The sequence below is a fragment of the Phytopseudomonas punonensis genome (assembly GCF_900142655.1).
Lineage (GTDB): Bacteria > Pseudomonadota > Gammaproteobacteria > Pseudomonadales > Pseudomonadaceae > Aquipseudomonas > Aquipseudomonas punonensis.
In genome coordinates, this window is the sequence record NZ_FRBQ01000002.1 from 261,676 (window position 1) to 288,207 (window position 26,532).

At 60.8% G+C, this 26,532-nt stretch carries 20 protein-coding genes and 3 tRNA genes; 18 read left to right on the forward strand and 5 right to left on the reverse strand.

Features of this window, described 5'->3' with window-relative positions:
- Positions 1–80 precede the first annotated feature (80 nt).
- The 13 genes from BUC40_RS07880 to glpT all read left to right on the forward strand — a co-directional run bounded on the left by BUC40_RS07880 (position 81) and on the right by glpT (position 13,245).
- A complete protein-coding gene (locus BUC40_RS07880; RefSeq protein WP_073264360.1) occupies positions 81–2,891 on the forward strand; it encodes a motility hub landmark protein FimV in 2,811 nt (936 codons plus the stop codon).
- 174 nt (positions 2,892–3,065) lie between these two features.
- The gene (gene truA / locus BUC40_RS07885) at positions 3,066–3,896 is read left to right on the forward strand and encodes a tRNA pseudouridine(38-40) synthase TruA (protein ID WP_073265156.1); all 831 of its coding nucleotides are present in this window, start codon (positions 3,066–3,068) and stop codon (positions 3,894–3,896) included.
- Between the two features lie 82 nt (positions 3,897–3,978).
- Positions 3,979–4,611, forward strand: a complete 633-nt coding sequence (locus BUC40_RS07890; protein ID WP_073264362.1) for a phosphoribosylanthranilate isomerase — start codon at positions 3,979–3,981, stop codon at positions 4,609–4,611.
- Between the two features lie 172 nt (positions 4,612–4,783).
- Positions 4,784–5,668, forward strand: a complete 885-nt coding sequence (gene accD / locus BUC40_RS07895; protein WP_073264364.1) for an acetyl-CoA carboxylase, carboxyltransferase subunit beta — start codon at positions 4,784–4,786, stop codon at positions 5,666–5,668.
- Positions 5,665–6,972, forward strand: coding sequence for a bifunctional tetrahydrofolate synthase/dihydrofolate synthase (gene folC, locus BUC40_RS07900; RefSeq protein WP_073264366.1), 1,308 nt, complete (start codon positions 5,665–5,667; stop codon positions 6,970–6,972). Before accD ends, folC begins: the two co-directional genes overlap by 4 nt.
- The gene (locus BUC40_RS07905; RefSeq protein WP_073264368.1) at positions 6,956–7,594 is read left to right on the forward strand and encodes an SPOR domain-containing protein; all 639 of its coding nucleotides are present in this window, start codon (positions 6,956–6,958) and stop codon (positions 7,592–7,594) included. Before folC ends, BUC40_RS07905 begins: the two co-directional genes overlap by 17 nt.
- Before the next feature lie 79 nt (positions 7,595–7,673).
- Positions 7,674–8,240 carry a CvpA family protein gene (locus BUC40_RS07910; protein WP_073264370.1) on the forward strand — a complete coding sequence of 189 codons (567 nt, stop codon included), beginning with the start codon at positions 7,674–7,676 and terminating at the stop codon, positions 8,238–8,240.
- Positions 8,241–8,268: 28 nt separating this feature from the next.
- A complete protein-coding gene (gene purF, locus BUC40_RS07915) occupies positions 8,269–9,774 on the forward strand; it encodes an amidophosphoribosyltransferase (protein ID WP_042553057.1) in 1,506 nt (501 codons plus the stop codon).
- 66 nt (positions 9,775–9,840) lie between these two features.
- A complete protein-coding gene (locus tag BUC40_RS07920; protein ID WP_073264372.1) occupies positions 9,841–11,052 on the forward strand; it encodes an O-succinylhomoserine sulfhydrylase in 1,212 nt (403 codons plus the stop codon).
- 83 nt (positions 11,053–11,135) lie between these two features.
- Positions 11,136–11,211: transfer RNA gene (locus BUC40_RS07925), tRNA-Val, on the forward strand.
- Positions 11,212–11,248: 37 nt separating this feature from the next.
- A tRNA-Asp gene (locus BUC40_RS07930) sits at positions 11,249–11,325 on the forward strand.
- A gap of 97 nt (positions 11,326–11,422) precedes the next feature.
- A tRNA-Asp gene (locus tag BUC40_RS07935) sits at positions 11,423–11,499 on the forward strand.
- A gap of 399 nt (positions 11,500–11,898) precedes the next feature.
- On the forward strand, positions 11,899–13,245 hold the full coding sequence (gene glpT, locus BUC40_RS07940) for a glycerol-3-phosphate transporter (RefSeq protein ID WP_073264374.1): 1,347 nt from the start codon (positions 11,899–11,901) through the stop codon (positions 13,243–13,245).
- A 250-nt stretch (positions 13,246–13,495) separates the two neighbouring features.
- Here the strand turns inward: glpT and BUC40_RS07945 are convergent, their stop codons facing one another.
- Positions 13,496–14,497 (reverse strand): AraC family transcriptional regulator, encoded by a 1,002-nt coding sequence (locus tag BUC40_RS07945; protein WP_073264376.1) that lies wholly within the window; start codon positions 14,495–14,497, stop codon positions 13,496–13,498.
- 397 nt (positions 14,498–14,894) lie between these two features.
- On the opposite strand from BUC40_RS07945, the gene BUC40_RS07950 reads away from it, so the two are divergent.
- Both BUC40_RS07950 and BUC40_RS07955 read left to right on the forward strand, forming a co-directional pair.
- Positions 14,895–15,683 carry an EAL domain-containing protein gene (locus BUC40_RS07950; protein WP_073265158.1) on the forward strand — a complete coding sequence of 263 codons (789 nt, stop codon included), beginning with the start codon at positions 14,895–14,897 and terminating at the stop codon, positions 15,681–15,683.
- Positions 15,684–15,762: 79 nt separating this feature from the next.
- On the forward strand, positions 15,763–16,371 hold the full coding sequence (locus tag BUC40_RS07955) for an FMN-dependent NADH-azoreductase (protein WP_073264378.1): 609 nt from the start codon (positions 15,763–15,765) through the stop codon (positions 16,369–16,371).
- 134 nt (positions 16,372–16,505) lie between these two features.
- On the opposite strand, the gene BUC40_RS07960 is transcribed toward BUC40_RS07955, so the two are convergent.
- Positions 16,506–19,643, reverse strand: a complete 3,138-nt coding sequence (locus BUC40_RS07960; RefSeq protein ID WP_073264380.1) for an efflux RND transporter permease subunit — start codon at positions 19,641–19,643, stop codon at positions 16,506–16,508.
- 15 nt (positions 19,644–19,658) lie between these two features.
- Entirely contained in the window at positions 19,659–20,831 is a 1,173-nt protein-coding gene (locus BUC40_RS07965; RefSeq protein WP_073264382.1) for an efflux RND transporter periplasmic adaptor subunit, read from the reverse strand.
- A gap of 189 nt (positions 20,832–21,020) precedes the next feature.
- On the opposite strand from BUC40_RS07965, the gene BUC40_RS07970 reads away from it, so the two are divergent.
- The 3 genes from BUC40_RS07970 to BUC40_RS07980 all read left to right on the forward strand — a co-directional run bounded on the left by BUC40_RS07970 (position 21,021) and on the right by BUC40_RS07980 (position 22,379).
- A complete protein-coding gene (locus BUC40_RS07970; protein WP_073265160.1) occupies positions 21,021–21,578 on the forward strand; it encodes a TetR/AcrR family transcriptional regulator in 558 nt (185 codons plus the stop codon).
- Positions 21,579–21,699: 121 nt separating this feature from the next.
- Positions 21,700–22,017: a helix-turn-helix domain-containing protein gene (locus BUC40_RS07975; protein WP_073264384.1), complete on the forward strand. Its 318-nt coding sequence runs from the start codon at positions 21,700–21,702 to the stop codon at positions 22,015–22,017.
- Positions 22,014–22,379 (forward strand): hypothetical protein, encoded by a 366-nt coding sequence (locus tag BUC40_RS07980; RefSeq protein WP_073264386.1) that lies wholly within the window; start codon positions 22,014–22,016, stop codon positions 22,377–22,379. The genes BUC40_RS07975 and BUC40_RS07980 overlap by 4 nt, the downstream gene beginning before the upstream one ends.
- Here BUC40_RS07980 and BUC40_RS07985 read toward each other — a convergent pair.
- Together BUC40_RS07985 and BUC40_RS07990 are read right to left on the reverse strand one after the other, a co-directional pair.
- A complete protein-coding gene (locus BUC40_RS07985) occupies positions 22,361–24,145 on the reverse strand; it encodes a bifunctional diguanylate cyclase/phosphodiesterase (RefSeq protein WP_073264388.1) in 1,785 nt (594 codons plus the stop codon). The genes BUC40_RS07980 and BUC40_RS07985 overlap by 19 nt on opposite strands.
- Before the next feature lie 218 nt (positions 24,146–24,363).
- The gene (locus BUC40_RS07990) at positions 24,364–26,454 is read right to left on the reverse strand and encodes a carboxy terminal-processing peptidase (protein ID WP_482811885.1); all 2,091 of its coding nucleotides are present in this window, start codon (positions 26,452–26,454) and stop codon (positions 24,364–24,366) included.
- Positions 26,455–26,532 lie beyond the last annotated feature (78 nt).

A 26,532-nucleotide genomic window follows, 5' to 3' on the forward strand; every position in this document is an offset into this window, starting at 1 on the left:
GCTGGGGGGCCTGAAAAGGGGCAGCCACCGATCACCTATTCTCTCGTCTCTCGAGAGCAGTTAACACAAAGGAAAAGGCTATGGTTCGGGTTCGTAAACTGGTACTGGCTATCGCTGCGGCGACGGCGTTGTCTTCCGGTATGGCGCATGCGCTGGGTGTCGGCGAGTTGACACTCCAGTCGTCTCTGAACCAGCCTCTGGTGGCGGAAATTGAACTGTTGGACGTGCGCGACCTTTCCGCTGCGGAAATGCGGCCCTCGTTGGCCTCGCCAGAGGAATTCAACAAGGCAGGTGTCGACCGCCAGTATTTCCTGACCGACCTCAAGTTCACACCCATCGTCAAACCCAATGGCAAGAGCGTGATTCGTGTCACCTCGACCAAGCCGGTTCGCGAGCCTTACCTGAATTTCCTGGTAGAAGTGCTGTGGCCCAATGGCCGCCTGCTGCGCGAGTACACCCTGCTGCTCGACCCACCACTGTATTCCCCGCAAGCCGCTGCTGCCCCGCAATTGCCGGTGGCCGCGCCTGTGCCTGCTCCGCGCCCAGCGCCTAGCGCAGCACCGCGTGCTGCTGCACCCGCTCCCGCACCGGCTGCGCCGCGTGCGAGCAGCGCTGGTGGTGATTACCGCACCAATGCCAACGACACACTGTGGGAAGTAGCCCAGCGTGCAGGCGGTAGCGGTAGCGTTCACCAGAAGATGCTCGCCATCCAGGATCTCAACCCGGATGCCTTCATTGGCGGCAATATCAACCGCATGAAGAGCGGCCAGGTACTGCGTCTGCCGGATGATCAGCAGATCGCCCGTCGTAGCCAGTCCGAAGCGTTGGCGCAGGTCGGCGAACAAAACAGTTCCTGGCGTCAGGGTCGTAGTGCACCGGCAGTCGCTGGCACCCGGCAGATCGACGCCACGCGCCGTAGCACTGCTGGCGCCGCGCCAGCCGAAGTGGCCGCCCAGGACAAGCTCAAACTGGTCGCTGCCGAAGCAGGCAAGGCTACTGCCGGCAGCGAGAACGGTTCTGCCAACAGCGCCGCGCTGTCCAACCAGCTCGCAGTTACCCAAGAGAGCCTGGACTCGACGCGCCGTGAGAATGATGAGCTCAAGGATCGGATGACCGATCTGCAAAGCCAGCTCGATAAACTGCAGCGGCTCATTCAGCTCAAAGACAACCAACTGGCCAAGCTGCAGGCTGATGCGTCGGCACCAGCCGGCCAGGCGGCCGCTAACGGAGCAGCCGCTAGCGTAGGCACCGCTCAAGCCCCAGCTGCGCCAGCCACTCCGCCTACTACCGCACCAGCTGCTGGTGCCCCGGCAAACGAAGCGCCAGCTGCGGCCAATGAGCCGGCGCCTGCCGAGGCCACGCCAGCCGATCAGGCACCTTCTGCTCCAGCTGCCGAAACGGCTCCGACCCAAGCGCCTGAAGTGGCTGCAGAGCCTGCCCCGGCCGAGCCTGCGGCACCTGCTGCCGAAACTCCTGCGCCGGCGCCGGTAGTTGCAGCGCCTGAAACAGCCGAAGAAGACAGTGCTCTCGATAACCTGCTGGCCAACCCGATGATGTTGGGGTTGATCGGCGGCAGTCTGCTGCTGGCGCTTCTGTTGGTGCTGCTGATTCTCTCGCGCCGCAATGCTCGTAAGGCGGAAGAGGAAGAAGCCAGCCTGGCGGTCTATGAAGAAGACACCCACCGCTTCGATAGCGATCTGGAACTGCCGGCCGACAGCCTTAACGATCTGCCGGACGACCAGGTTGCCCTGTCGCAGCCTGTAGGCGAAGAGCGCATTACCGCGCAGACCGGTGATGCTCTGGGTGAGGCTGATATCTACATCGCTTACGGCCGCTTCAATCAGGCTGCCGAGCTGCTGCACAATGCGATCAACGATGAGCCGCACCGCACCGATTTGCGTCTGAAACTGATGGAAGTCTATGCCGAGCTGGGCGATCGCGAAGGTTTCGCGCGTCAAGAAAGCGAGCTGCGCGAGATCGGTGGCGCCAATGCTCAGGTTGAGCAGTTGAAGAGCCGTTATCCAGCGATGGTCGTGCTCGGCGGCGCTGCTGCAGCTGCCAGCTATGCGGCCGCTGATGATCTGGACTCCTTCAGCCTCGACGATCTGGCGCTCGACGAGCCGGAGCAGGTAACCGCTCCTCGCCAGCCAGCCGCTGATGACGCTTTCGATCTGGACCTCGATGCACTGGAAGCCGAGTTCGCGGCAGAGCCGCTGCCCAAGGCGCAGGATGACATCGCCAGCTTTGATGAAATCGACACCCTGAGCCTGGATTCGGATCTGGACCTGCATTCCCAGCCGCCTGTTACAAGCAAGGACGACGCTTTCGACCTGGGTCTTGGCGATGAAACCACCAGCCGTCAGGAGCTCGGTGGTGAGCTGGCCGACTTCAGCCTCGACCTCGATACTCCGGCCGGCACAACTGCCACGCAGGATGACGATTTCCTGCTGAGCCTGGATGACGAAGCCGAAAAGCCGGCGCCTGATCTGGCCGAGCTTTCTTCAGCGCTGGATAACGACAAGCCCGAAGATGATTTTGGCCTCCCAGCCGATTTCGACCTGTCGCTCAACGACGAGCCAGTTCAGACGAACACCGGTGCAAGTTTCGCCGCTCAGCTCGATGATGTGACCGCCGAGCTCGATCAGTTGGCCGAAAGCCTCGAGCAGCAAGGGCAGCAGGATATGCAAGCCGATAATCTGCCGCTCGATGAAGACGATGATTTCGACTTCCTCTCCGGCACCGACGAAACCGCCACCAAGCTGGACCTGGCGCGGGCTTACATTGATATGGGCGATACCGAAGGTGCTCGTGACATCCTCGATGAAGTGATCGCCGAAGGTAATGATGGTCAGCAGCAGGAAGCACGCGAGCTGATCGGCAAGCTGGTTTAACGAGCAATTGATTGGCAAAAACGGCAGCCCAGAGGCTGCCGTTTTTGCATCTACAGCACACAACTAAATTGGCGGCTGGCATGGCAGCCTCCTTGGGTGGCGGTATAATTGCCGGCATTGCAGCTTTGATCTGGTCATAACCAATTGATTAATGAACAAATGACGGCAGCCGAAATGGCTGCCGTCGGCATTTACAAGATTGCTCTGGGCGTCGAGTACCGTGGCGCCCGCTATCGTGGTTTTCAGCGCCAGCGCGACGGTGTGCCCTCGATCCAGGCAGCGCTCGAAAAAGCCTTGTCCAAGGTTGCGGGCGGTGCGCCGGTGACGCTCAGTTGTGCAGGGCGCACCGACGCCTTGGTGCATGCCAGCGGCCAGGTGGTGCATTTCGACACCACGGTTGACCGTTCCATGCATGCCTGGGTCATGGGTGCCAACATGAACCTGCCTGGTGACATCAGCGTCACCTGGGCCAAGGCCATGCCAAAGCATTTCGACGCACGCTTCTGCGCCATGGCGCGGCGCTATCGCTATGTGATCTACAACGACCAGATCCGCCCGGCGCATATGGCCGAAGAGGTCACCTGGAATCACCGGCCGCTGGATATCGAGCGCATGCGCGAGGCGGCCAAGGTGTTCCTGGGTACGCACGACTTCAGCGCTTTTCGTGCTCGCCAGTGTCAGGCCAAGTCGCCGATCAAGACGGTTCACCATCTCGAACTGCTGCAGCACGGGCGTTTTATCGTGCTCGATATCCGCGCCAATGCCTTTCTGCATCACATGGTGCGCAATATCGCTGGCGTGCTGATGACCATCGGCACTGGCGAACGGCCGGTTGGGTGGGCAGGGCAGGTGCTGCAAGCCGGCGTGCGCCGTACCGGCGGCGTGACGGCTCACCCCTATGGGTTGTATCTGGTGCAGGTGGATTACCCTGAAGAGTTCGACTTGCCGACCCGCTATCTTGGGCCGCACTTCTTGTCGGGCCTGGAAGACGTGGCGGCAAGGTAGGCGAGGCAGGGGCGCGGCAATTAATGGCGCGTCTTCGCTGGTCATTTGTTACCATCCGGCCTTTCGCGGAGGTATTCGTCTTTTGTCAGTCGTTCGCAGCAAGATCTGTGGGATTACGCGCCTTGAAGACGCGCTGGTTGCAGTGGCCGCTGGCGCCGATGCTATCGGCCTGGTTTTTTACGCGCGCAGCCCGCGAGCTGTGTCCGTAGAGCAGGCGCGTAACATTCTTGCTGGCTTGCCGCCATTCGTGACCACTGTTGGTTTGTTCGTCGATATGCCGCGTAGCGAAATCGAAGCGCTGCTTGCTGCCGTGCCGCTGGACCTGTTGCAGTTCCACGGTGATGAAAAAGCGGCTGATTGCGAAGCGCTCGGGCGGCCGTACATCAAGGCGCTGCGTGTTCGTGCAGGGGACGATGTAGCTGCGCTTGTCGGTGCTTACCCAAGTGCCCAGGCGGTTTTGCTCGATACCTATGTAGAAGGCGTGCCGGGCGGTACGGGGCAGGCTTTCGACTGGTCGCTGGTTCCGGCGAAGCTCAGCAAACCGGTGATTCTGGCCGGTGGCTTGACGGCGGATAACGTCGGGGCGGCCATCGCTCAGGTGCGTCCTTATGCAGTGGATGTCAGCGGTGGTGTCGAGGCTGGCAAGGGCATCAAGGATGCCACCAAGGTTAAAGACTTCGTGCGTGCTGTGCGTGCGGTTGGAGAGTTGATGTGACGGCGCCGCTCAGCGAGCCGTCCATACTCCTATCGCCGCGGACAGTGCGCGCTTTTTTCGTGGTCGAGGCAGGTGGCGGGCAGCAAGCCGGCCCTTGGGGCGACCGCTTTGTGAATTCGCTTGTCATGTGTAACAAGCATGTTGAAGCCTACAGCGTTGGAGAATTGAGAGCATGAGCAACTGGCTGGTAGACAAACTGATCCCATCGATCATGCGTTCCGAGGTCAAGAAGAGTTCGGTGCCTGAAGGTCTGTGGCACAAGTGCCCATCCTGTGAGGCCGTGCTGTACAAGCCCGAGCTGGAAAAGACCCTCGACGTTTGCCCCAAGTGCAACCACCACATGCGTATTGGCGCTCGTGCGCGCCTGAATATTTTCCTCGACGCTGATGGCCGCGAAGAAATCGGTGCCGATCTGGAGCCAAGCGATCGCCTGAAATTCCGTGACGGCAAGAAGTACAAGGATCGCCTGGTCGCTGCTCAGAAGCAGACCGGTGAGAAGGACGCGCTGATCTCCATGAGTGGCACCCTTGAAGGCATGCCGATCGTCACCTGCGCCTTCGAGTTTTCCTTCATGGGCGGCTCGATGGGCGCCATCGTTGGTGAGCGTTTCGTGCAGGCTGCCAACGTCGCGCTCGAGAAGCGTTGCCCGTTCGTTTGCTTCGCCGCCTCCGGCGGTGCGCGCATGCAGGAGGCGCTGATCTCGCTGATGCAGATGGCCAAGACTTCTGCGGTACTGGCGCGCTTGCGCGAAGAGGGCATCCCGTTCATTTCCGTACTGACCGATCCGGTTTACGGCGGCGTTTCTGCCAGCCTGGCGATGCTGGGTGACGTGATCGTCGCCGAGCCGAAAGCGCTGATCGGCTTCGCCGGCCCGCGTGTGATCGAGCAGACCGTTCGCGAGAAACTGCCGGAAGGTTTCCAGCGAAGTGAATTCCTCATCGAGCATGGCGCGATCGATATGATCATCCACCGGGCCGAGCTGCGTCCGCGTTTGGCGCGCCTGCTGGCTCAGTTCACTCATCAGCAGTCTCCTGTAGCCCTTCCGGTCACTGCATGATGCAACGCTCCCTGGCCGAGTGGCTGGCGTACCTGGAGCGGCTGCATCCGAGCGCCATCGACATGGGCCTGGAGCGCTCTAGGGAAGTCGCCGGGCGCCTTGGGCTTTCCCGTCCAGCGCCCCGGGTGATCACCGTCACCGGCACTAACGGCAAAGGTTCGACCTGCGCCTTTCTCGCTTCGCTGCTGCGTGCTCAAGGCATGAAGGTTGGCGTGTACAGCTCGCCGCATTTGCTGCGCTACAACGAGCGTGTGCAAATCGATGGCGAGCAGGTCGCTGATGCGAGCCTCTGCGAGGCGTTCTCCGCTGTTGAGACTGCCCGTGGCGAAACCTCTCTGACCTACTTCGAGATGGGCACCCTGGCGGCGTTCTGGCTGTTCGAACGGGCCGGTCTGGATGTCGCGGTGCTCGAGGTCGGGCTGGGCGGTCGCCTGGATGCGGTCAATCTGGTCGATGCCGACCTGGCGTTGATTACCAGTATTGGTGTGGATCACGCCGACTGGCTCGGCGATACCCGTGAGTCTGTGGCGTTCGAGAAGGCCGGTATCATGCGTACCGGCAAGCCTGCGCTGTGTGGTGATTTCGATCCGCCGCTGCCGCTGCTTGAGCGCGTCGCAGAACTCGATTCTCCGCTGTTCCTGCGTTGCCGGGATTTCGACCTGAGCGTCAACGAGTCAGGCTGGAACTGGTACGGCCTGACGGCAGCCGGCGAAGTGCTGCGCCTGCAGGATTTGCCGCTACTCGACCTGCCGATGGAAAACGCTGCGCTGGCGCTGCAGGCTTATGCCTTGCTCGACCTGCCTTGGCAGCCCGAGCAGATAGCGGGCGCCCTGCAGGCCACTCGCGTGACCGGGCGGCTGGATCGTCGTCACTTGAACTGGCGCGGCAAGTCCATCACTCTGTTGCTCGATGTGGGGCACAACCCCCATGCCGCGCAGTTCCTTGCTGGTCGCTTGCAGGCTCGTGCTATTGCCGGGCGCCGCCTCGCAGTTTTCGGTCTGCTGGCCGACAAGGAATTGCCGGGTGTGGTATTGCCGCTGCTGGGTGAAATTGCCCATTGGGCGGTGGCGACGCTGCCCAGCGAGCGTTCGCGTAGCGCAGCCGAACTGCATGCGCATCTAGCCGCTTGTGCAGCGCAGGTCGAGGCGCATGCCAATGTCGGCAGTGCCTTGCAGGCGCAGTGCGAGCGAGCGGCGGCAGGGGATGAAATTCTGCTCTTTGGGTCTTTTTTCTGCGTGGCCGAAGCCTTGATGTGGCTGGAGCGCTACGCCCAGGAGGATGTGCAGGATGGCAATGCTGGATAGTGGGACCAAGCAACGTATTGTCGGCGCATTGGTGTTGGTCGCCCTGGCGGTGATTTTTCTGCCGATGCTGCTTTCGCGTCCTGATGAACTGCGCCACGTCGTGGTCGAGGCGCCGAGCATTCCGGCCAAGCCGGTAGTGCCGGAGATCGAGATGCAGCCGGTGATCGTTCCCGATCCGCAGCAATTGCCTCAGGAGCCGGTGCCGGTCGACAGCTCGCCTACCGATCAGGCGCAGCCGCCTGTCGAGCAGCCAATCACCGAGCTGCCTGCCAGCGAAGTTCCAGCCCAGCCGGCGCCCACAGCGCAACCTACGCCGAGCAAGCCTGCAGAAATTGCACCGCCGCCGCAGAAAGCGCCCGCCGAGCGCCTGGACGTTAACAGTCTGCCGGTCAGTTGGTCGGTTCAGTTGGCAAGTCTCTCCAGCCGGCCGGGTGCCGAAACGCTGCAAAAGACCCTGCGAGCTCAGGGCTACAACGCCTATATCCGCACCGCCGATGGCATGAACAGGGTGTTTGTCGGGCCGCTGGTCGAGCGTGTCGAGGCCGACCGATTGCGTGATCAGCTCAATCGTCAGCACAAGCTCAATGGTTTCGTGGTGCGCTTCCAACCGGAAAGCAACTGAGCCGCGAGCGTTATCTGCGCTTAACCGATGGGCAGGGCTCTGCTAAAATGCAGCGCCTCTTCCATCGGTAGCCTGCATCGTGGCATTCACCTGGGTCGATTGGGCGATTATCGCCATCATCGCCGTTTCGAGTCTGATCAGTTTGAGCAGAGGCTTCGTCAAAGAGGCCCTGTCGCTTGTCACCTGGATTATTGCTGGCGTGGTTGCCTGGATGTTCGGTGGTGCGCTCTCGCAACACCTTGGCGCTTATATCGAAACGCCATCCGCCCGCGTCATCGCTGCCTGTGTATTGTTATTCGTTCTGACTTTGCTGGTCGGCGCGCTGATCAATTATTTGATTGGCGAGCTGATCCGGGTGACCGGTCTGTCTGGTACGGATCGCTTTCTGGGTATGGTCTTTGGTGCTGCGCGCGGCGCCTTGCTGGTCGTGGTGGCTGTCGGGCTGCTCAGCCTGGGGCCAGTGCAGCAAGACGCCTGGTGGCAGCAGTCGGCATTGTTGCCGCATTTTCTGCTGGTTGCCGATTGGTCGAAGAATCTCATATTGGGTGTGTCCAGCGAGTGGCTGGCAAGCGGTATCCGCGAGCCGGTCGACCTGCCATTCAAAGAGGTGCTGCAGGGGGCTTCTCCTGTTGGTACCGGTAAATAGTCGTTTCACTGAGTAGGGGTTGCGTCACATGTGTGGCATTGTCGGTATCGTCGGTAAATCGAACGTCAATCAGGCGCTGTATGACGGCCTCACCGTCCTCCAGCACCGCGGCCAGGATGCTGCCGGTATCGTCACCAGCCATGAAGGCCGCCTGTTCCTGCGCAAGGACAATGGCCTGGTGCGTGACGTGTTCCAGCAGCGGCACATGCAGCGCCTGATCGGCCACATGGGTATTGGCCACGTGCGTTACCCGACCGCGGGTAGCTCCAGCTCGGCCGAGGCGCAGCCTTTCTATGTGAACTCGCCGTACGGCATCACCTTGGCGCACAACGGCAACCTGACCAACGTCGAGCAGCTGGCTAAGGAGATCTACGAGTCCGATCTTCGTCACGTCAACACCAGCTCCGACTCGGAAGTACTGCTCAACGTGTTCGCCCATGAACTGGCCGTGCGCGGCAAGCTCAACCCCAGTGAAGAAGATGTCTTCGCTGCAGTGAAGGACGTGCACAAGCGCTGCCGTGGCGGTTACGCCGTCGTAGCGATGATCACCGGTTACGGCATCGTCGGCTTCCGTGACCCGAACGGAATCCGCCCGATCGTTTTCGGTCAGCGTCATACCGACGAGGGCGTCGAGTACATGATCGCTTCAGAAAGCGTTGCGCTGGACGTATTGGGTTTTACCCTGATTCGCGACCTGGCGCCGGGCGAAGCGGTGTACATCACTGAAGAGGGTCAGCTGCATACCCGTCAGTGCGCGCCCAATCCTCAGCTCAAGCCGTGCATCTTCGAGCACGTTTACCTGGCTCGCCCGGATTCGATCATGGACGGCGTGTCGGTGTATAAGGCGCGTCTGCGCATGGGCGAGAAGCTGGCCGACAAGATCCGTCGCGAGCGCCCGGAGCACGATATCGACGTGGTCATCCCGATTCCTGATACCAGCCGTACTTCGGCGCTGGAACTGGCCAATCATCTGGGTGTGAAGTTCCGCGAAGGCTTCGTGAAGAACCGTTACATCGGCCGTACCTTCATCATGCCGGGGCAGGCTGCGCGCAAGAAGTCGGTACGCCAGAAGCTCAACGCCATCGAGCTGGAGTTCCGCGGCAAGAACGTGATGTTGGTCGACGACTCGATTGTGCGCGGCACCACCTGCAAGCAGATCATTCAGATGGCTCGTGAAGCCGGCGCCAAGAACGTGTATTTCTGCTCGGCCGCTCCGGCTGTGCGTTACCCGAACGTGTACGGCATCGACATGCCGAGCCCGCACGAGCTGATTGCTCACGGTCGTACTACCGAGCAGGTTGCCGAACTGATCGGCGCCGACTGGCTGATCTATCAGGATCTCGATGACCTGAAAGAAGCGGTCGGCGGCGGCAAGATCAAGATCGAGCATTTCGACAGTGCGGTATTCGATGGCCAGTACGTGACTGGCGATGTCGATGAGGCTTACCTGAACCGCATCGATCTGGCCCGTAACGACGGATCCAAGACCAGCAGCCAGGCGGTCAGCGAGATCATCGATCTGTATAACAACTGATCGATAGACGAAGAATAAATGACCGGGCCCTAGTGGCCCGGATTGGTTTCTGGAGGAGGACGCGATATGACGCAGGATTGGGATGCGGGTCGGCTCAATAGCGATCTGGACGGTGTAGGTTTCGACACCCTAGCGGTGCGTGCTGGGCAGCATCGCACACCGGAAGGCGAGCACAGCGAGGCGCTGTTCACCACGTCCAGCTATGTATTCCGCACCGCCGCCGATGCGGCCGCGCGCTTTGCCGGCGAAGTGCCGGGCAACGTCTACTCGCGTTACACCAACCCGACCGTGCGCGCCTTTGAAGAGCGTATCGCGGCCATGGAAGGCGCTGAGCAGGCAGTCGCCACGGCTTCTGGTATGTCGGCAATCCTGTCCATCGTCATGAGCTTCTGTAGCGCCGGTGACCATGTGCTGGTTTCACGCAGCGTGTTCGGCTCGACCATCAGCCTGTTCGAGAAGTACCTGAAGCGCTTTGGCGTGCAGGTCGACTACGTGCCGCTGGCTGATCTGCAGGGCTGGCGCGAAGCATTCAAACCGACGACCAAGCTGCTGTTCGTCGAATCGCCTTCCAATCCGCTGGCTGAACTGGTGGACATCGCCGCGCTGGCGCAGATTGCCCATGAGCATGGCGCGTTGCTGGCGGTGGACAACTGTTTCTGCACGCCGGCATTGCAACAGCCACTGAAGCTCGGTGCGGATATCGTCATGCACTCGGCGACCAAGTTCATCGACGGTCAAGGCCGTGCCATGGGCGGCGTAGTCGCCGGCAGTGCCAAGCTGATGACTGACGTGGTGGGTTTTCTGCGCACCGCAGGGCCGACGCTTAGCCCGTTCAACGCGTGGATCTTCCTCAAGGGCCTCGAAACCCTGCGCATCCGCATGCAAGCCCACTGCGGCAGTGCGTTGGAGCTGGCGCGTTGGCTGGAGCAGCAGGATGGCATCGAGAAGGTGTACTACGCAGGGCTGGCTAGTCATCCGCAACATGAGCTGGCGGCGCGTCAGCAGAGCGCCTTTGGTGCGGTGGTCAGTTTCGAGGTCAAGGGAGGCAAGGAGGGCGCCTGGCGCTTTATCGATGCCACGCGGGTGATTTCGATCACCACCAACCTGGGCGACACCAAGACCACCATCGCTCATCCGGCGACCACCTCCCATGGCCGTCTCTCGCCGCAGGAGCGGGCCAATGCCGGTATTCGTGACAGCCTGATTCGCGTGGCCGTTGGCCTGGAAGACGTTGCGGACCTCAAAGCAGATCTGGCTCGTGGTCTGGCTGCACTGTAAAAACTATTATTTTCGAAAAAATCGAAGCGGGGCCTTGACTTAGGTAAGGCCGCCGCGTAAATTTCGCCTCCTCGCAAGGCCAAGGGTGATTAGCTCAGCCGGGAGAGCATCTGCCTTACAAGCAGAGGGTCGGCGGTTCGATCCCGTCATCACCCACCACTTGCCTTGAGAGAATCGGACGCAAGTCCACCGACGCGCAGCGGTAGTTCAGTCGGTTAGAATACCGGCCTGTCACGCCGGGGGTCGCGGGTTCGAGTCCCGTCCGCTGCGCCATATTTTCCATCCTAGATCCTGATCTGAGATGTGATGCGAAAGCTCAGCTTTTACATCTGACGAAGAAAGAGTTGTTCGGACGAAAGTCCACCGACACGCAGCGGTAGTTCAGTCGGTTAGAATACCGGCCTGTCACGCCGGGGGTCGCGGGTTCGAGTCCCGTCCGCTGCGCCATATCCACCTGCCTCAAGCGGGTTTCCTGAAAAGCGGCCATTGGCCGCTTTTCTTGTTTCTGGTTTATGCGTTTCTCCTGATTCGTCGCCTGCTACATGGTTCTAGTGGCGGGCTGCATTCGCGTGACCTTGCCTTCACCACTTCGCTGATTTCGGCACTTGCTGCATGCGCGGCTGTTCGAGCTGACTACGCGCAGGCTCAGCAAAGAGCCATACGTAGACCATCTGGCAGCAGAAAATGAATTTCGCGGGTGTTCTTCGTCCGAATAGTTTGTTTGGTTCGAATTCCAACAGGTTTCCGGCTTTACCGCTTCACTAGCGAGTGTTATTTTCGCAAATGAAAATGTCACACAATTGTCACATTCGCATGTGCAGCTAAAACAAGAACTGGAGTCCAAGGATGTTTGCCTTCTTTCGCCCCGCGCCACATCGGGAAACCCTGCCCGATGACCAGATAGACAGTACCTACCGCCGCCTTCGCTGGCAGATCTTCGCCGGTATCTTCATCGGCTATGCCGGTTACTACCTGCTTCGCAAGAACTTCTCCCTGGCCATGCCCTACCTGATCGAGGAAGAGGGTTATAGCCGTGGTCAGCTTGGCTTGGCGATGTCTGCCATTGCCATCTCCTATGGTCTGTCGAAGTTCCTTATGGGGCTCATTTCCGATCGCTCCAACCCACGCTACTTCCTGCCGTTCGGCCTGATGGTCTCGGCGGCCGTGATGTTCGTATTCGGTTTCGCGCCATGGGCGACGTCCAGCGTCACCATGATGTTCATCCTGCTGTTCATCAACGGCTGGGCCCAGGGCATGGGTTGGCCGCCAAGTGGCCGGACCATGGTGCACTGGTGGTCGCAGAAAGAACGCGGTGGCGTGGTTTCGGTGTGGAACGTCGCGCACAACGTGGGTGGTGGTTTGATCGGCCCGCTGTTCCTGATTGGCATGGGCCTGTTCAACGACTGGCACTCAGCGTTTTACGTGCCTGCTGCAGTGGCGATGTTGGTAGCCGTATTTGCCTTCGCGACCATGCGCGACACGCCGCAATCGGTTGGCCTGCCGCCAATCGAGAAGTACAAGAACGATTACCCGGAAGGCTATGACGATAGCCACGAGCAGGAATTCAGCACCCGGGACATCTTCGTCAAGTACGTGCTGCGCAACAAAATGCTGTGGTTCATCGCCCTGGCCAATGTGTTCGTCTACCTGTTGCGCTATGGCGTACTGGACTGGGCGCCGACCTATCTGAAAGAGGTCAAGCATTTCACCGTCGACAAAACTTCCTGGGCGTATTTCTTCTACGAGTGGGCAGGTATTCCGGGCACGCTGCTGTGCGGCTGGATGTCGGACAAAGTGTTCCGTGGCAACCGCGGCCTGACTGGCGTGGTGTTCATGGGCCTGGTGACCGTCGCCACCGTGGTGTACTGGCTCAACCCGCCGGGTAACCCATTCGTTGATATGGCGGCGCTGTTCTCCATCGGCTTCCTGATCTACGGCCCGGTAATGCTGATTGGTCTGCATGCACTGGAGCTCGCGCCGAAGAAGGCGGCAGGTACCGCTGCTGGCTTCACCGGTTTGTTCGGCTACCTGGGTGGCTCGGTGGCTGCGAGCGCGGCCATGGGTTACACCGTTGACCACTTTGGTTGGGATGGCGGCTTCGTGCTGCTGATCGGCGCGTGCCTGTTGGCCATCGTGTTCCTGATTCCCACCCTGTGGCATAAGCAGGCGCCGAGTGAGGCACGCGGGGCCTGAAAGGTGAGTTGAACACCTGATGCAGTAGCCGGGCGTTCGATGATCTAGTCACGACAACGCCGAGGTTGAGCCATGCTCAGCCTCGGCGTTGTCGCATTGGTCAGTTGATTTGCAATGTGTGCTGGCCACGCCTAATCCGAGTTTTCAATGCCCTGGCGCAATGCTAGGCAGACAGTAATCTGGACCAACCCCATTCAACCTAAATGACCCTCAGCAGGCAGGTTCGTACTGTCAGGCAGTGACGGCTATTTCAGCAGGCATTCTCATGGCTGCGGTAGTGGCTTGGCGACATGCCGAACCAGCGGATGCTCGCCTTGTGAAAACTGCTCTGGTCACGAAAACCCAGCGTCGCTGAGATGTACTTGAGGCTGCGTGTGGAGTTGCGCAGCAGATTGTGCGCCAGCTTGAGGCGCGACTCTTCCTGCAGCTGGATAAAACTCACCGCCTCACGTTCCAGCGCTTTTTGCAGGCTGCGTTTGCTGAGCGTCAGGGTGTTGGCGACTTCGCTCAGGTCCAGATTGATGCCCAGCGTAAGTTGCTGCTTCAGCAGCCTTGCCACGCGTGCGGCTACCGAGCCGTTGACCAGATCATCCAGGCGCGATTGTGCGTATTCCTGATGCAATACGTGCAGTGCCGCGTCTGCCGTGGGCAAGGCAATGGCGCCATCGCGCTCGCGGAACATTAGGCTGTTGTGCGGCGCGCAGAAGTGCAGATTGTTGCCGAACAGCTGCCGTAAGCGGCTGGTATCTGCCGGTTCCGGATAGGTGAACTCAGCACCCAGCGGCGTGGGGCGTTGGTGCGGTGTCAGCCAATGGAGCACGCCCAGGGTCAGGGCCGCACCCGCATCGATAAAGGCTCGCGGAGCGGGCGCCGGCGAGGCGCCGGTCTCCAGGCCAATCAGCTTGAGGACGCCCTGGCGCTGCTCGAGCAGGTAGTGCGAGCCATTGGTGACCAGCGGGTGGTAATCCACCATCAACTTGAGGGCGTGACCCAGTGTCGGGCTGGACATCATCGGGTAGCACTGCACGCCCAGGGCGCTGGGGTGTGCATGTGTGTAAGTGCCCAGGCCGATATCCGGGTTGCCGGTCTGCTCGCGTGCCTGGGTAAACAGACTGTATATCTGCGGCAGCTGTATTGGCGCGCCGCTGTCTAGCGCTTGCAGCAGTTGCTGGTCGAGTTTGCTTGGGTCGACGCCTTGTTCAAGCATGGTTTTAGCCATCACCTGGAAACAACTGCTGGTCACTGTGTACATCGTTTTTCCTGAAGGCCGACGGCTGATATAGGAGTGGAGCAGGGGCGTGCGGACAACAAACGGGTGTACCGGAACACTGTTCGTTAAGGCCGCGTGCTGGGAACATACGCGCTCTTTTGTTTCAGACCTCTTACGGCCTGACAGAAGCGCTTGAGCGCTGTCTCTGGCGCTTACCTCTCCGAGCACAAAATCAATAGCCGCCTCGTGAACTGTTGCACTCCAGCCTGGTACGACTAGGCGGTGGGCGGGCGAAGCAATTGTGCAAATTTACACCAATGTGGTTGGCGATCTTATCGAAGAGTGGCATTGAGCCGCCATAGCAAACGTTTGCGAGATCGCAGCTACGTTGATCAGTCATGGAAGTTGTGTGATGCCCTCGATGTTCGCAGAGCGCCAGATGCTCAATCTGGATGCTATCTCCGCAGCCACCAGCTCTTCGGACGAGGCTCGAGTGCGGCATTTTTACGAGCAACTGCAGCTCGGTCGCTTTCACCTTGCGTTCCAGTCGGTGAAAGCGGCAGCCGATCCTCAGCGATCGCTCTATCAGGAAGGTTTGCTGCGCAGCAACGGTGAGCCTTTGGGCTTCAATCCGTTCGCCGTGTTGGAGCGCAAGCACGCGATACGCCGGCTTGATCGTTGTGTCGTCGATGCCATCATCGCTTTGTTGCAGAGCTACCCGAACCTGACGCTCGGGTGCAACGTCTCCGCGCAGAGCACCAGCCTCGATTACTACTGGGAGCAGGTTCTGCAGCGTTTGGCCGACAGCGAAGTCGCCTCGCGCCTGGTCATCGAAATTACCGAAAGCTCGGCGCCGAACAGCCATGACCAAGCCGTCGAGTTCGTTCACCAGTTGCGTAGCACTGGCTGCCATGTGGCCATCGACGACTTTGGTTCGGGCTTTGGAACACTGGCGTTCATCCAGCATGCACAGCCCGACATCATCAAGATCGACCAGGGCTACGTGCAGCGCGCGCGGCGCTCCTCGCTGCATGCCAAGACCCTCAGGCACCTTGTCGGGCTGTGTAACACCTTGGCTCCCCACGTGGTGGTCGAGGGGGTCGAGACCGCTGATGACCTGGCGATGGGCCTGGACTGCGAAGCGCAGTGGGTGCAAGGCTTTCTGTTTTCCCGGGCGCAGCGGCTGATCGATGGCCTCGATACGCCCTGTGTACTGAAAACCGAATGAGCCTACGAATGCAGACGTCATCTCGACCTGCCGCGCTCAATCACTGTTTCAACTGGTTCGGCATGGAAGTAACCTACGCATGAAAATCCTGCATGTGGACTCGAGCATCTCGGGCGACAGCTCATTGAGCAAGGAGCTGTCTGCTCTGGCAATCAGTCATCTGCGGGCAGTTTATCCGGACGCCGAAGTGACCTATCGCGACTTGGTCGAAACGCCCGTCAATCACCTTACCGGCTCGATCTTCGCAGGCTTTGATGGGCTCAAAACGGGTGAATTCGATGCAGTTACCAGGCAGGAACATCAGCTGTCCGAGAGGCTGGTCAGCGAATTTCTGGCTAGCAATATCCTGGTCATCGGCGCGCCGATGTACAACTTCTCGATATCTACCCAGCTGAAGGCCTGGCTCGACCGGATCGCGCAGTTGGGGCGCACCTTCAACTACACGCAAAACGGTACCGTTGGCCTGGCGGGCGGCAAGTGCGTGATCGTGGTGTCGGTATGTGGCGGTTTCTATTCCCACGGGTCGCAGGCGCTGATGGATTTTCAGGAGCCGTATCTGTGCAGCTTCTTCAAGTTCCTGGGCATTAACGATATTCGCTTCGTACGCGCTGAAGGCACGATGAAGGGCGAGTTGGAGCGCAGCGAAGGCATCAAGGTCGCCAAGGCTGCGCTGTCGCGAGTCTACTGAGCTGCACGAGCCGCTGTAACGGCCCGCGCGTTGCAGTCACCATGCTTGCCGGTCCAGGTAAGCGTGCCTTGCGGCGGGCCTACCCAGTCGCCCGTCAGAATATCTGGGCGCAGCATGTCCTAGAGGCGATGGCCTCACTCCGCCTTATGCAGGGGATGGTTATCGGTTTGCTGCGGTTTGGCACGCAGCAGCGACAGCACCCACACGAAGAATATCGGTACGAAGATCACCCCCAGCAAGGTCGCGCTGAACATGCCACCCAGTACCCCGGTGCCGATGGCGCGCTGGCTGGCCGCACCGGCGCCGCTGGCGATCACCAGCGGCACGACGCCGAGCATAAAGGCCATGGAGGTCATGATGATTGGTCGGAAGCGCAGGCGTGCGGCTTCGATGGCGGCATCGCGCAGCGAGTAACCGTCCTCCCACAGGTCCTTGGCGAACTCGACGATGAGAATCGCGTTCTTCGCTGCCAGGCCGATCACGGTGATCAGGCCGACCTTGAAGTACACGTCGTTCGGCAAGCCGATGGCTGTCACCGCAAGGACCGCGCCGAGGGCGCCGACCGGCACGATAAGCATCACCGCCAATGGGATCGCCCAGCTCTCGTAGAGCGCGACCAGCAGCAGGAACACCACTACGATGGCCAGGGCGAAGAGGATTGTCGCCTGACCGCTGGCGACCTTCTCCTGATAGGAAAGCCCGGTCCATTCGTAGCCTATGCCTTCCGGCAGCCCGGCGGCGATGCGCTCCAGCTCGGCCATGGCCTCGCCGGTGCTGACGCCTGGCGCGGCATCGCCGGAAATACGGATCGACGGGTAACCGTTGTAACGGGCTACCTGCACCGGGCCTTGTTCCCATTGGGTGGTCACGAAGGCGCTTAGTGGCACCAGGCCGCCGCTGTCGTTGGGCACGTGCAGTTTTAGCACGCTGTCCGGCGTCATACGCGCGCCTTGCTCGGCCTGCACGACGACGCGCTGTTGACGGCCGGCGTTGGCGAAGTCGTTGATCACCGAGGAGCCAAACGCGGTAGACAGCGCACTGCTGATCGACTCGAAGCTGACGCCTTGAGCGCGTGCCTGATCGCGGTCGATGACCAGCCGCAGTTGTGGCGCTTCGGCCAGGCCTTCCATCATGCCGTAGAGGAACAGCGGGTTACCGTTGACCTTGCCGAGCACTTCATCCCGAGCTGCCAGTAAGGCATCACGGCCGAGCCCACCCCGGTCCTGCAGGCGCAGGGAGAAACCGCCGGAGTTGCCCAGGCCTTCGATCGGTGGCGGTGGAACGGCCATCATGGCGCCGTCGTCGAGGTTGGCGAAGCGGCCGTTGACCGCTGTGGTCTCGGCCTGTACCGACTGCTCTGAGTTGCGCTCTGACCAGTCCTTAAGCAGCGGGAAGGCGATGGCAGCATTTTCACCCATGCCCGAGAAGCTGAAGCCTAGTACCACGAACGAAGTGGCCACGGCCTCGCGGCTGGCAAGGAATTCCTCCAGCTGCTTGGCGGTCGACGAGGTGCGCTCGCGGGTGGAGCCCGGCGGTAGCTGGATATCGACGATCATGTAGCCCTGGTCTTCGACCGGCACGAAGGATTCCGGCAGGCGCAGGTAGAAAAAGCCCATCAGGATCACGATGCCCAGGTAAATGAACATGAAACGACCGGCACGCGGTACCAGTTTGCTGTTGAGCTTCGTGTAGCGGTTTGTCAGCCCGGTGAACTTGCGGTTGAACCAGCCGAAGAAGCCAGTCTTTTCATGGTGCCCTTGAGGGATCGGCTTGAGGATCGTGGCGCAAAGCGCGGGCGTGAAGGTCAGCGCCAGGAAGCCCGAGAACAGGATCGACACCGCCAGCGACAGCGAGAACTGCTGGTAGATCACACCCACCGAGCCGGACATGAACGCCAGGGGCAGGAACACCGCCGACAGCACCAGGGTGATGCCCAGAATCGCCCCGGAGACCTGGCCCATGGCCTTGACCGTCGCAGGGACGGGGTCGAGGCCTTCTTCGGCCATGATCCGCTCGACGTTCTCGACCACCACGATGGCGTCGTCGACCAGAATACCGATGGCCAACACCATGCCGAACATGGTCATCATGTTCACCGAGAAGCCCAGCAGGTACATGAAGGTCAATGTGCCGAGCAGGCACACCGGTACCACGATGGACGGAATCAGGGTGTAGCGAACGTTCTGCAGGAACAGGAACATCACCAGGAACACCAACACCATTGCTTCGGCCAGGGTCATGATGACCTTGTCGATGGCTACGTCGACGAACCGCGAGGTGTCGTACGGCATGGAGAACTGCACGTTGTCCGGAAAGTTGGCCGACAGTTCGGTAAGGCGTTGCTTGACCGCTTCGGCGGTCTGGATGGCGTTGGCGCCTGGCGCCAGCTGCACGGCGGCGGCCACGGCCGGCTTGCCGTCCTGGCGCGAACCGAAGTTGTAGTCCTGGCTGCCTACTTCGATACGCGCGACGTCGCCCAGGGTCAGGCGCGAGCCGTCCTGATTGGCGCGCAGCACGATGGCGGCGAATTCCTCGGGGTTGTCCAGGGTGCCCTTGACCGCCAGCGTCGCGGTCAGCTCCTGCTCTGCCGTGCCCGGCGTACTGCCGAAGGCACCGGCTGGCACCTGCACGTTCTGGGCACGGATGGCGTTGTTGACGTCATCGATCGACAGGCCGTAACCGACCAGCTTCTGCGGGTCGATCCATACGCGCATCGCCGCTTCGGAGGCGAAGAACTGCAGCTTGCCCACACCGGTTACGCGGCGGATCTCGTTGTTGATGTTGCGCGCCGCATAGTCAGCCAGAGCCGTGGTGTCGTCGTTGGCGCTGCCGTCCTTGTAGCTCAGGGCGTAGATCAGCAAAAAGCCGGCTGTGGCCTGTTCGGTCTGGATGCCAAGGGTCAGCACGGCCTGGGGCATGCGCGCCTCGGCACGCTTCAAGCGGTTCTGCACGTCGACCTGAGCCAGTTCCGGGTCGGTGCCGGGCTGGAAGGTCACGGTGATCTCGGCGATGCCGTTGGCGTTGCTGGTGGACTCGAAGTAGAGCAGGTTCTTCGCGCCATTGAGTTCTTCCTCGATCACGCTGGTGACCGAATCGGTCAGCACCTGCGCCGACGCGCCGGGGTAGGTCGCGGTAACGGTGATCTGCGGCGGCGCCACGTTAGGGTATTGCGCCACGGGCAGAAAGGGGATGGCTAGTAGGCCGCCCATGGTGATGAACAAGGCGACTACCCAGGCAAAATTGGGGCGCCGGATAAAAAACAGGGACGTCATGTGATGAGCTCCGGCTTACTGCGCCTTGGGTTGGCTGGCTGAGGCGTCAGAAGCTGGCGCACCTTCTTCACGTGGCACGACCTTGGCACCTGGCTGAATCGCGCCAAGGGACGTGACGATGACCTTGTCACCGGCCTTCAACCCTTCGCTGATCTGCCAGCGCGCGCCTTGCATGACACCGGTAGTGACCGGCTGCGCCTGTACGGTATTGTCGGCGCCAAGCAGCATCACGCTGGCCTTGCCGTCGGCAGAGCGTTGCACCGCGCGCTGCGGCACCAGAATGGCCTCTTGGTCGAGTCCCTGGGGCGTGCGCACGCGCACGTACATGCCAGGCAGCAGCACGCCTTGTGGGTTGTCGAAGCGTCCGCGCAGGGCAATCTGCCCGGTGCTGCGGTCTACCGAAATATCAGTGAACAGCAGGGTGCCCTTGCTCTCGATATCGGTGCCATCGACACGCAATGACAACGCTTTATCGCCGTCGCCAGAAACCTTGCCGTCGGCGATGGCGGCGCGCAGGCGCAGTGCATCGGCAGCCGGCTGGCTGAAATCGGCATACACCGGATCAAGTTGCTGGATGCGGGCGAGCAGGGTGGTTTCACCCTGGCCGACTAGCGCGCCTTCGGTTACCTGAGCACGGCCAATACGCCCAGCGATGGGCGCGCGAACCTGGGCGTAGCCCACGTCCAGCTTGGCGGTTTCAACACTGGCCTGTGCCGAGCGTTTGTCAGCCAGGGCACTTTGCAGAGTGGCGCGGGCGACGTCGAAGTCCTGCTGGCTGACCGCGGCGATCTTCACCAGCGGCTCATAGCGCTTGACCGTGGCCTGAGCCTGGAACAGCTGCGCTTCAGCGCGCGCCAGTTCGCCCTCGGCACGCGACAGCGCGGCCTTGAACGGGGCGGGGTCGATCTGGAACAGCAGGTCGCCGGCCTTGACGTCAGCGCCTTCCTCGAAGGTGCGCTTGAGTACGATGCCAGCAACCCGGGCACGAACCTCGGCGACGCGCACAGGCTCGATACGGCCCGGCAATTCGGCGACCACGGTGAAGGGTTCGGTCTTTATGGTGAGCACGTCCACCTCACGAGGCGGCGCCTCGCCCCAGCCTTGCTCACCTTTGTCGCAGCCGGCGAGGGTGATGAAGATCGAAAGGGTGGCCGCCGATACGACGTGACGTGTGCGAATCCTGCTCATGCTTCACCTGGGGCTATGCCCAATCCAGTTAGTCGTCGAAAGGCTCGAATGGTCGTTTATAGGTGCATGTGAGTCAATATTGCCTCATTTGCATTTTGTGTGACTAAACTTGGCTGCTCTTTTGAACAGTTGTGGCTTTGCTGCACAATGGCGCACCGTGCTGATAACAGCCCCGAGAAGACCGTATTGATGCAAAGACCTGTCGTTGAAGAAAAACTGCTCAAGGCGCTGGCCGTAGCGATGGTCGAGCAGCCGCGTGGCACGTTCAAGGAAATCGCCCAGGCGGCAGGTGTGAGCAAGGCAACCTTGAACCGTTTCTGCGGCACCCGCGACAACCTGATCGAAATGCTCTTCGACTATGGCTCAGAGGTGATGAACCAGGTCATCGCCGAGGCCGACCTGCAGCATGCGCCGGTGCCCGAAGCCTTGCAACGCCTGGTGGACGGGCACCTGGTGCATCGCGATCTGCTGGTGTTTCTGATGTTCCAGTGGCGCCCGGATTCACTGCACGAGTGCGGTGAAGAGGCGCGCTGGCTGCCGTATACCAATGCGCTGGATCAGTTTTTCCTGCGCGGGCAGCAGGAAGGCGTCTTGCGCATCGACATCGGCGCGCCGGTGCTGACCGAGCTGTTTGCCTCGCTGCTGTTCGGCCTGGTCGATGGCGAGCGTCGCGGTCGTGTCGCACGGGCAAGCATGGGGACCTCGTTGCTGCAGTTCTTCATGCAGGGCGCCGAGGCCCGAGTCTGAAGGTCGCATCCGCCTGCCTGATGAGCGCGTCAAGCCCGATGGCTGGTAGTATGCGGCTCATGGTGTGGCCCAGAGTCGATGATTATGCAGAGGGATGCTGCGCCTCGCGGAGAAATGAAGCATGAATGTACAAGTGATCGAGCGTGACGGTGAGCCGGAATACGCAGTCTTGCCGTGGGCCGATTATCAGGCGTTGCTTCAGGCCGCCGGCAGAACCGAAGGTGCGCAGCCAAGCCAGCCGAATACCGACGCAGCCAAACCGCTGAGCGAGTTGAGCGCATTGCGCGAAGGCAAAGGCTTGAGCCGTGATGAGTTGGCCCGTGCCGTGGGCATTAGCCCGCACTACCTGGGCATGATCGAGAGCGGCGAGCGCCAACCTGATGCGGCCATTTTGCGTGCACTGGCCTGGGTGCTCGGCATCTCCGGCTGGGAAGCGTGAGCGTGCGCATCAGCCGCGCGCACTGGGAGGCGCTGCTCGCGGCCCTCGACGATGCCCGGCGCCAGCGCCACCTGTTGACCTATCGCGCGCTGATCGAGCGTCTGTCGCTGCCAGCGCCCGCGATGCAAACCCTGACCGCCGCGCTTGAGCACCTTGCCGCACTCGATGCCCGCGCCGAACGCCCGCTGCGTAGCGCGCTGGTCATCAGCCAGGGCGCCAGCCGCCTGCCACGCACGGGCTTTTTCGAGTGCGTCACCCGCCTGGGTCGCTTCGAGGGCGCGCCCGACGGAGTTGCTGCCGCCTCCTGGCACGCCTCTGAAGTGGCTCGGGTGTTCGAGTTCGATTATCCGCCGCAGACCTGAGTTGGGCGCTCCTGCAGCGTATGAGTATCGATCACATGCAGGCTGTAGCCTGGCACCTCTTTAGCGTGACGTTTGGCTTCCGACGCCAGACCAGCCAGCTCGCTGGCATCCAGCAGCGCACAGTGCTCTGGGTGCAGGTGCACCACGCCAAGCGATAGTGAGAGCAGCGGAAACTCCTCGCGTTGACCCTGGCGGTTGTGGCTGACGAAGCAGCCAGCATCCAGGTGCTCGTCCAAGTAGAAGCGCCGGCACTGGCTCTGGAAGTCTTCGAGTAGCTGGTTGAGGCGGGTGCGCCAGTCTTTGGAGCCGAACACCAGTAGAAAATCATCGCCGCCGATATGGCCGACGAAATCACGGCTGGGGTCGATGCGCTCGTTCAGGCAGTGGGCCAGGCATAGCAGCACCTCGTCGCCCTTGGCGTAGCCGTAGAGATCGTTGAAGGGTTTGAAACTGTCGATGTCGACGTAACAAACCGCTGCTTCGCGGTTCTGCTGTAAAAGGCGCGTCAGGCATTGCTGAATAGGCACGTTGCCCGGCAGCAGGGTCAGTGGGTTGGCATAGCGGGCCTGCTGGATCTTCAGCTCAGTGATCAGTTTGAGCACGTCGATTACCCGGCCAAGGCCCTGGTAACAACCGTCGATGGTGATGATGAAATCCTCTTCGATGCGCTGACGAGCTCGGCTGGTCAGTAGCCGGCTGACCTGCTGCAGCGACTGACCGATTTCTACCGCGAGAAAATCATTGCTCATCAGCCGGCTGATCGGCTTGCGTGCGTACAGCTCGGTGGCGAACGGCTTGAGCAGCACGTCGGAGAGCGAATGGCGGTGCACGATGCCGACCGGGCGCTGGGCGTCGTCCAGTACGGCCAGGGAGTTGAGGTTGGCTTGTGCGCGAAATGCCTCCAGTACATCGGCGGTGGGCGTGGAAATGGACACCGCCTGTTGCTCGTTGAGCAGGGCGGTCAGGTCGCAGCCTTCTTCGCCCAGTGGCGTCGGCGCTTGGCCGATTGCTGGCAGCATCTTGCGAGCGTCACTTGGTGGGTCTTCCTGTGGCCGGCAGAGCAGATACCCCTGCAGCAGGTCCACGCCCATCTCGCAGAGCACGGCGAGCTCTTCCTCGAGTTCGATGCCCTCGGCGATCACTTTGGCGCGCGAGGCCTTGGCCATTTGCAGGATGGAGCCGACGAACTCTCGCTTGACCGCATCACGGTGAATGCCATCGATGAAGTGGCGGTCGATCTTCACGTAGTCGGGACGCAGCTCCGACCAAAGACGCAGGCTGGAATAGCCAGCACCCAGATCGTCGAGAGCGATGGAGAAACCCATGTCGCGATAGTGGTGCAGGGCGGTGTCGAGCAGGTAGAAATCGTCGGTCGGCGACTGCTCTGTCAGCTCTATCACTACCCGGCTCGGGGCGATGCCGTAGGTTTGCAGCAGCTGCAGAGTGCGCCCTGGCTGGTGATTGGCATCGAGCAGTGAGTCGGGCGAGACGTTGAGAAACAGTAGCCCGTCGAGTTTCAGCTCACTGAAACGACGGCAGGCGCTTTTGCGGCAGGCGTGCTCCAGCTGGCTGAGCACGCCGGTCTGCCGAGCGGCGGCGAACAGGGTCAGTGGCGAATGCAGCGGGCTGTTGGAAGGCCCGCGCGTTAATGCCTCGTAGCCGAGCACGCGCCGCTCGGCGACCGACACGATGGGTTGAAACAGGCTATGCAAATCGCCGTGGGCGAGGATCTGGCCCAGTGAGCTCATCTGCTCGGTGACGGTCATGGCGGATCTCTATGCAAATCATAAGCGGAAGATGGCTATAAGCCATGATAGAAGCGTCCCGCTAGATGCGCATGATTTGACTACAGAATGATGACCGATTGATGACCTAGGGTAGGCGTCAAAAAATATCGGGTGATTTTCTGGCGCCGCAGGTTTTGTTCAGGCAATAAAAAGGGCGTCGTGTTTGCGACGCCCTTCGTGTTGCTACCGGCCAGCTGTCACTGCTTGGCCAGGCGGGTGTTTAGCTTGAGGTAATCGATCAGGATGTGCCCGGTTTCCGACAGGTAGGCGTCGTCTTCCGGCTTGGTCTTCTTGTCCTCTTCGGCTTGTGCCAGCGTGTCGTCCTCGTCTTCCTTCTTCAGCTCTTTCAGCGGCTCTTCGCCTTTGGCGCTGCGGCGGGCATTCTCGATCGCCAATTGGCGTTTCTCGATATCTGCCTGCTCGGCACGGCGTTTGGCTTCGTTGAGGCTGACGGTCTTCTCGGCCATCAGCTCACGGGACAGCGCCAGGCGGTCACGGGCGAAGTTGAAGTCAGGATTGTTGGCGGTACGGGCGTCGTAGCGGCTCTTCAGTTCAGTGAGGAACGGCTTGATCGGATCCTGCTCAGGCTTGATCGCCGGGCGGATGCTGTCCCACGGCATGGCTTCGGGCAGGGCGCTTTCGCCGATTTCCTTGTTGTCCATCACGTCCGGGTAGGCGATATCCGGCACCACGCCGCGGTGCTGGGTGCTCTGGCCGGAAACACGGTAGAACTTGGCCAGGGTCAGCTTCAGCTCGCCGTGGTTGAGTGGCTGGATGGTCTGCACGGTGCCTTTGCCGAAGGTCTGGCCACCGAGGATCAGCGCGCGGTGGTAGTCCTGCATGGCGCCGGCGAAAATCTCTGAAGCCGAGGCGGACAGGCGGTTGACCAGCACGGCCATCGGGCCTTTGTAGAAGGCGCCATCCTGTTCATCAGCCAGAACATCGACGCGACCGTCGCTGTTGCGCACCAGTACGGTCGGGCCTTTATCGATGAACAGGCCGGTCAGTTCGGTGGCTTCTTGCAGCGAGCCGCCGCCGTTGTTGCGCAGGTCGATGACGATGCCGTCGACCTTGTCGGCCTGCAACTCGGTAATCAGCTTCTTGACGTCACGCGTGGTGCTCTTGTAATCCGGGTCACCGGCGCGGAACGCCTTGAAGTCCAGATAGAAAGCAGGCACTTCGATGATGCCCAGCTTGTAGGGACGACCATCCTGTTCGAGCTTGAGGATGGATTTCTTCGCCGCCTGCTCTTCGAGCTTCACCGCTTCACGGGTGATGCTGACGATCTTGCTGGTCATGTCGTTCGGGGCGTTGCTGGCCGGAATCACTTCCAGGCGCACCTTCGAGCCTTTCGGGCCGCGAATCAGCTTAACCACTTCATCGAGACGCCAGCCGATCACGTCGACGATTTCATCGTCGCCCTGGCCAACACCGACAATCTTGTCGGCAGGCGAGATCTGCTTGCTCTTCTCGGCCGGGCCGGCTGGCACCAGACGCACTACTTTGACGTGCTCGTTGTCGCTCTGCAGCACGGCGCCGATGCCCTCGAGGGACAGGCTCATGTTGATGTCGAAGTTTTCCGCGCTGTCTGGCGACAGGTAGTTGGTGTGCGGATCGTAGGTCATGGCGAAGGCGTTGATATACGCCTGGAACACGTCCTCGCTGCGGGTCTGCTGCAGGCGCGCTTGCTGGGCCTTGTAGCGTTTGGTCAGCAGTTCCTGAATCGCTTTGGGTTCCTTGCCGGCCAGTTTCAGGCGCAGCACTTCATCTTTCAGGCGTTTGCGCCACAGGTCGTCTAGCTCGGCGACGTCCTTGGCCCAAGGGGCCTTCTCGCGGTCGATCAACAGGTTTTCATCGACGCTGAAGTCGATCTTGTCGACGCCCTTGGCAAGCAAGCCTTGCACGTAGTTCAGGCGATCCTGCTGGCGCTCGAGCTGACGCTTGTAAATATAGAAGCCTGGTTCAAGGTCGCCCTTCTTCAGAAGGTCATCGAACTTGTCCTTCCAGCGGTCGAATTCGGCGATATCCGCTGCGGTGAAATAGCTGCGCGCCGGGTCGAGCATCTTCAGGTAACCCTGATAGATCTTTTCCGAACGGGCGTCGTCCAATGGTGGCTTGCTGTAGTGATGACGCTGCAGCAGCTCGACCACGTTGAGGCTGGCGATCACTTGATCACGATCAGGCTGCAGGTATTCCCACTGATCGGCCTGGTTGGTTTTGGCTGCGAGGGGTAAAGCGCCCAGCCCGAGAACGAGGGCCAGGGTAGCGCTGAGAAAGGATCGCTTCATGCTGATTCGACGTGGGGACAGTTGATAACGCATATTAGGCCGTCTTTGAGGGCGCCAGGTTCCATCGGCGCAATGCAA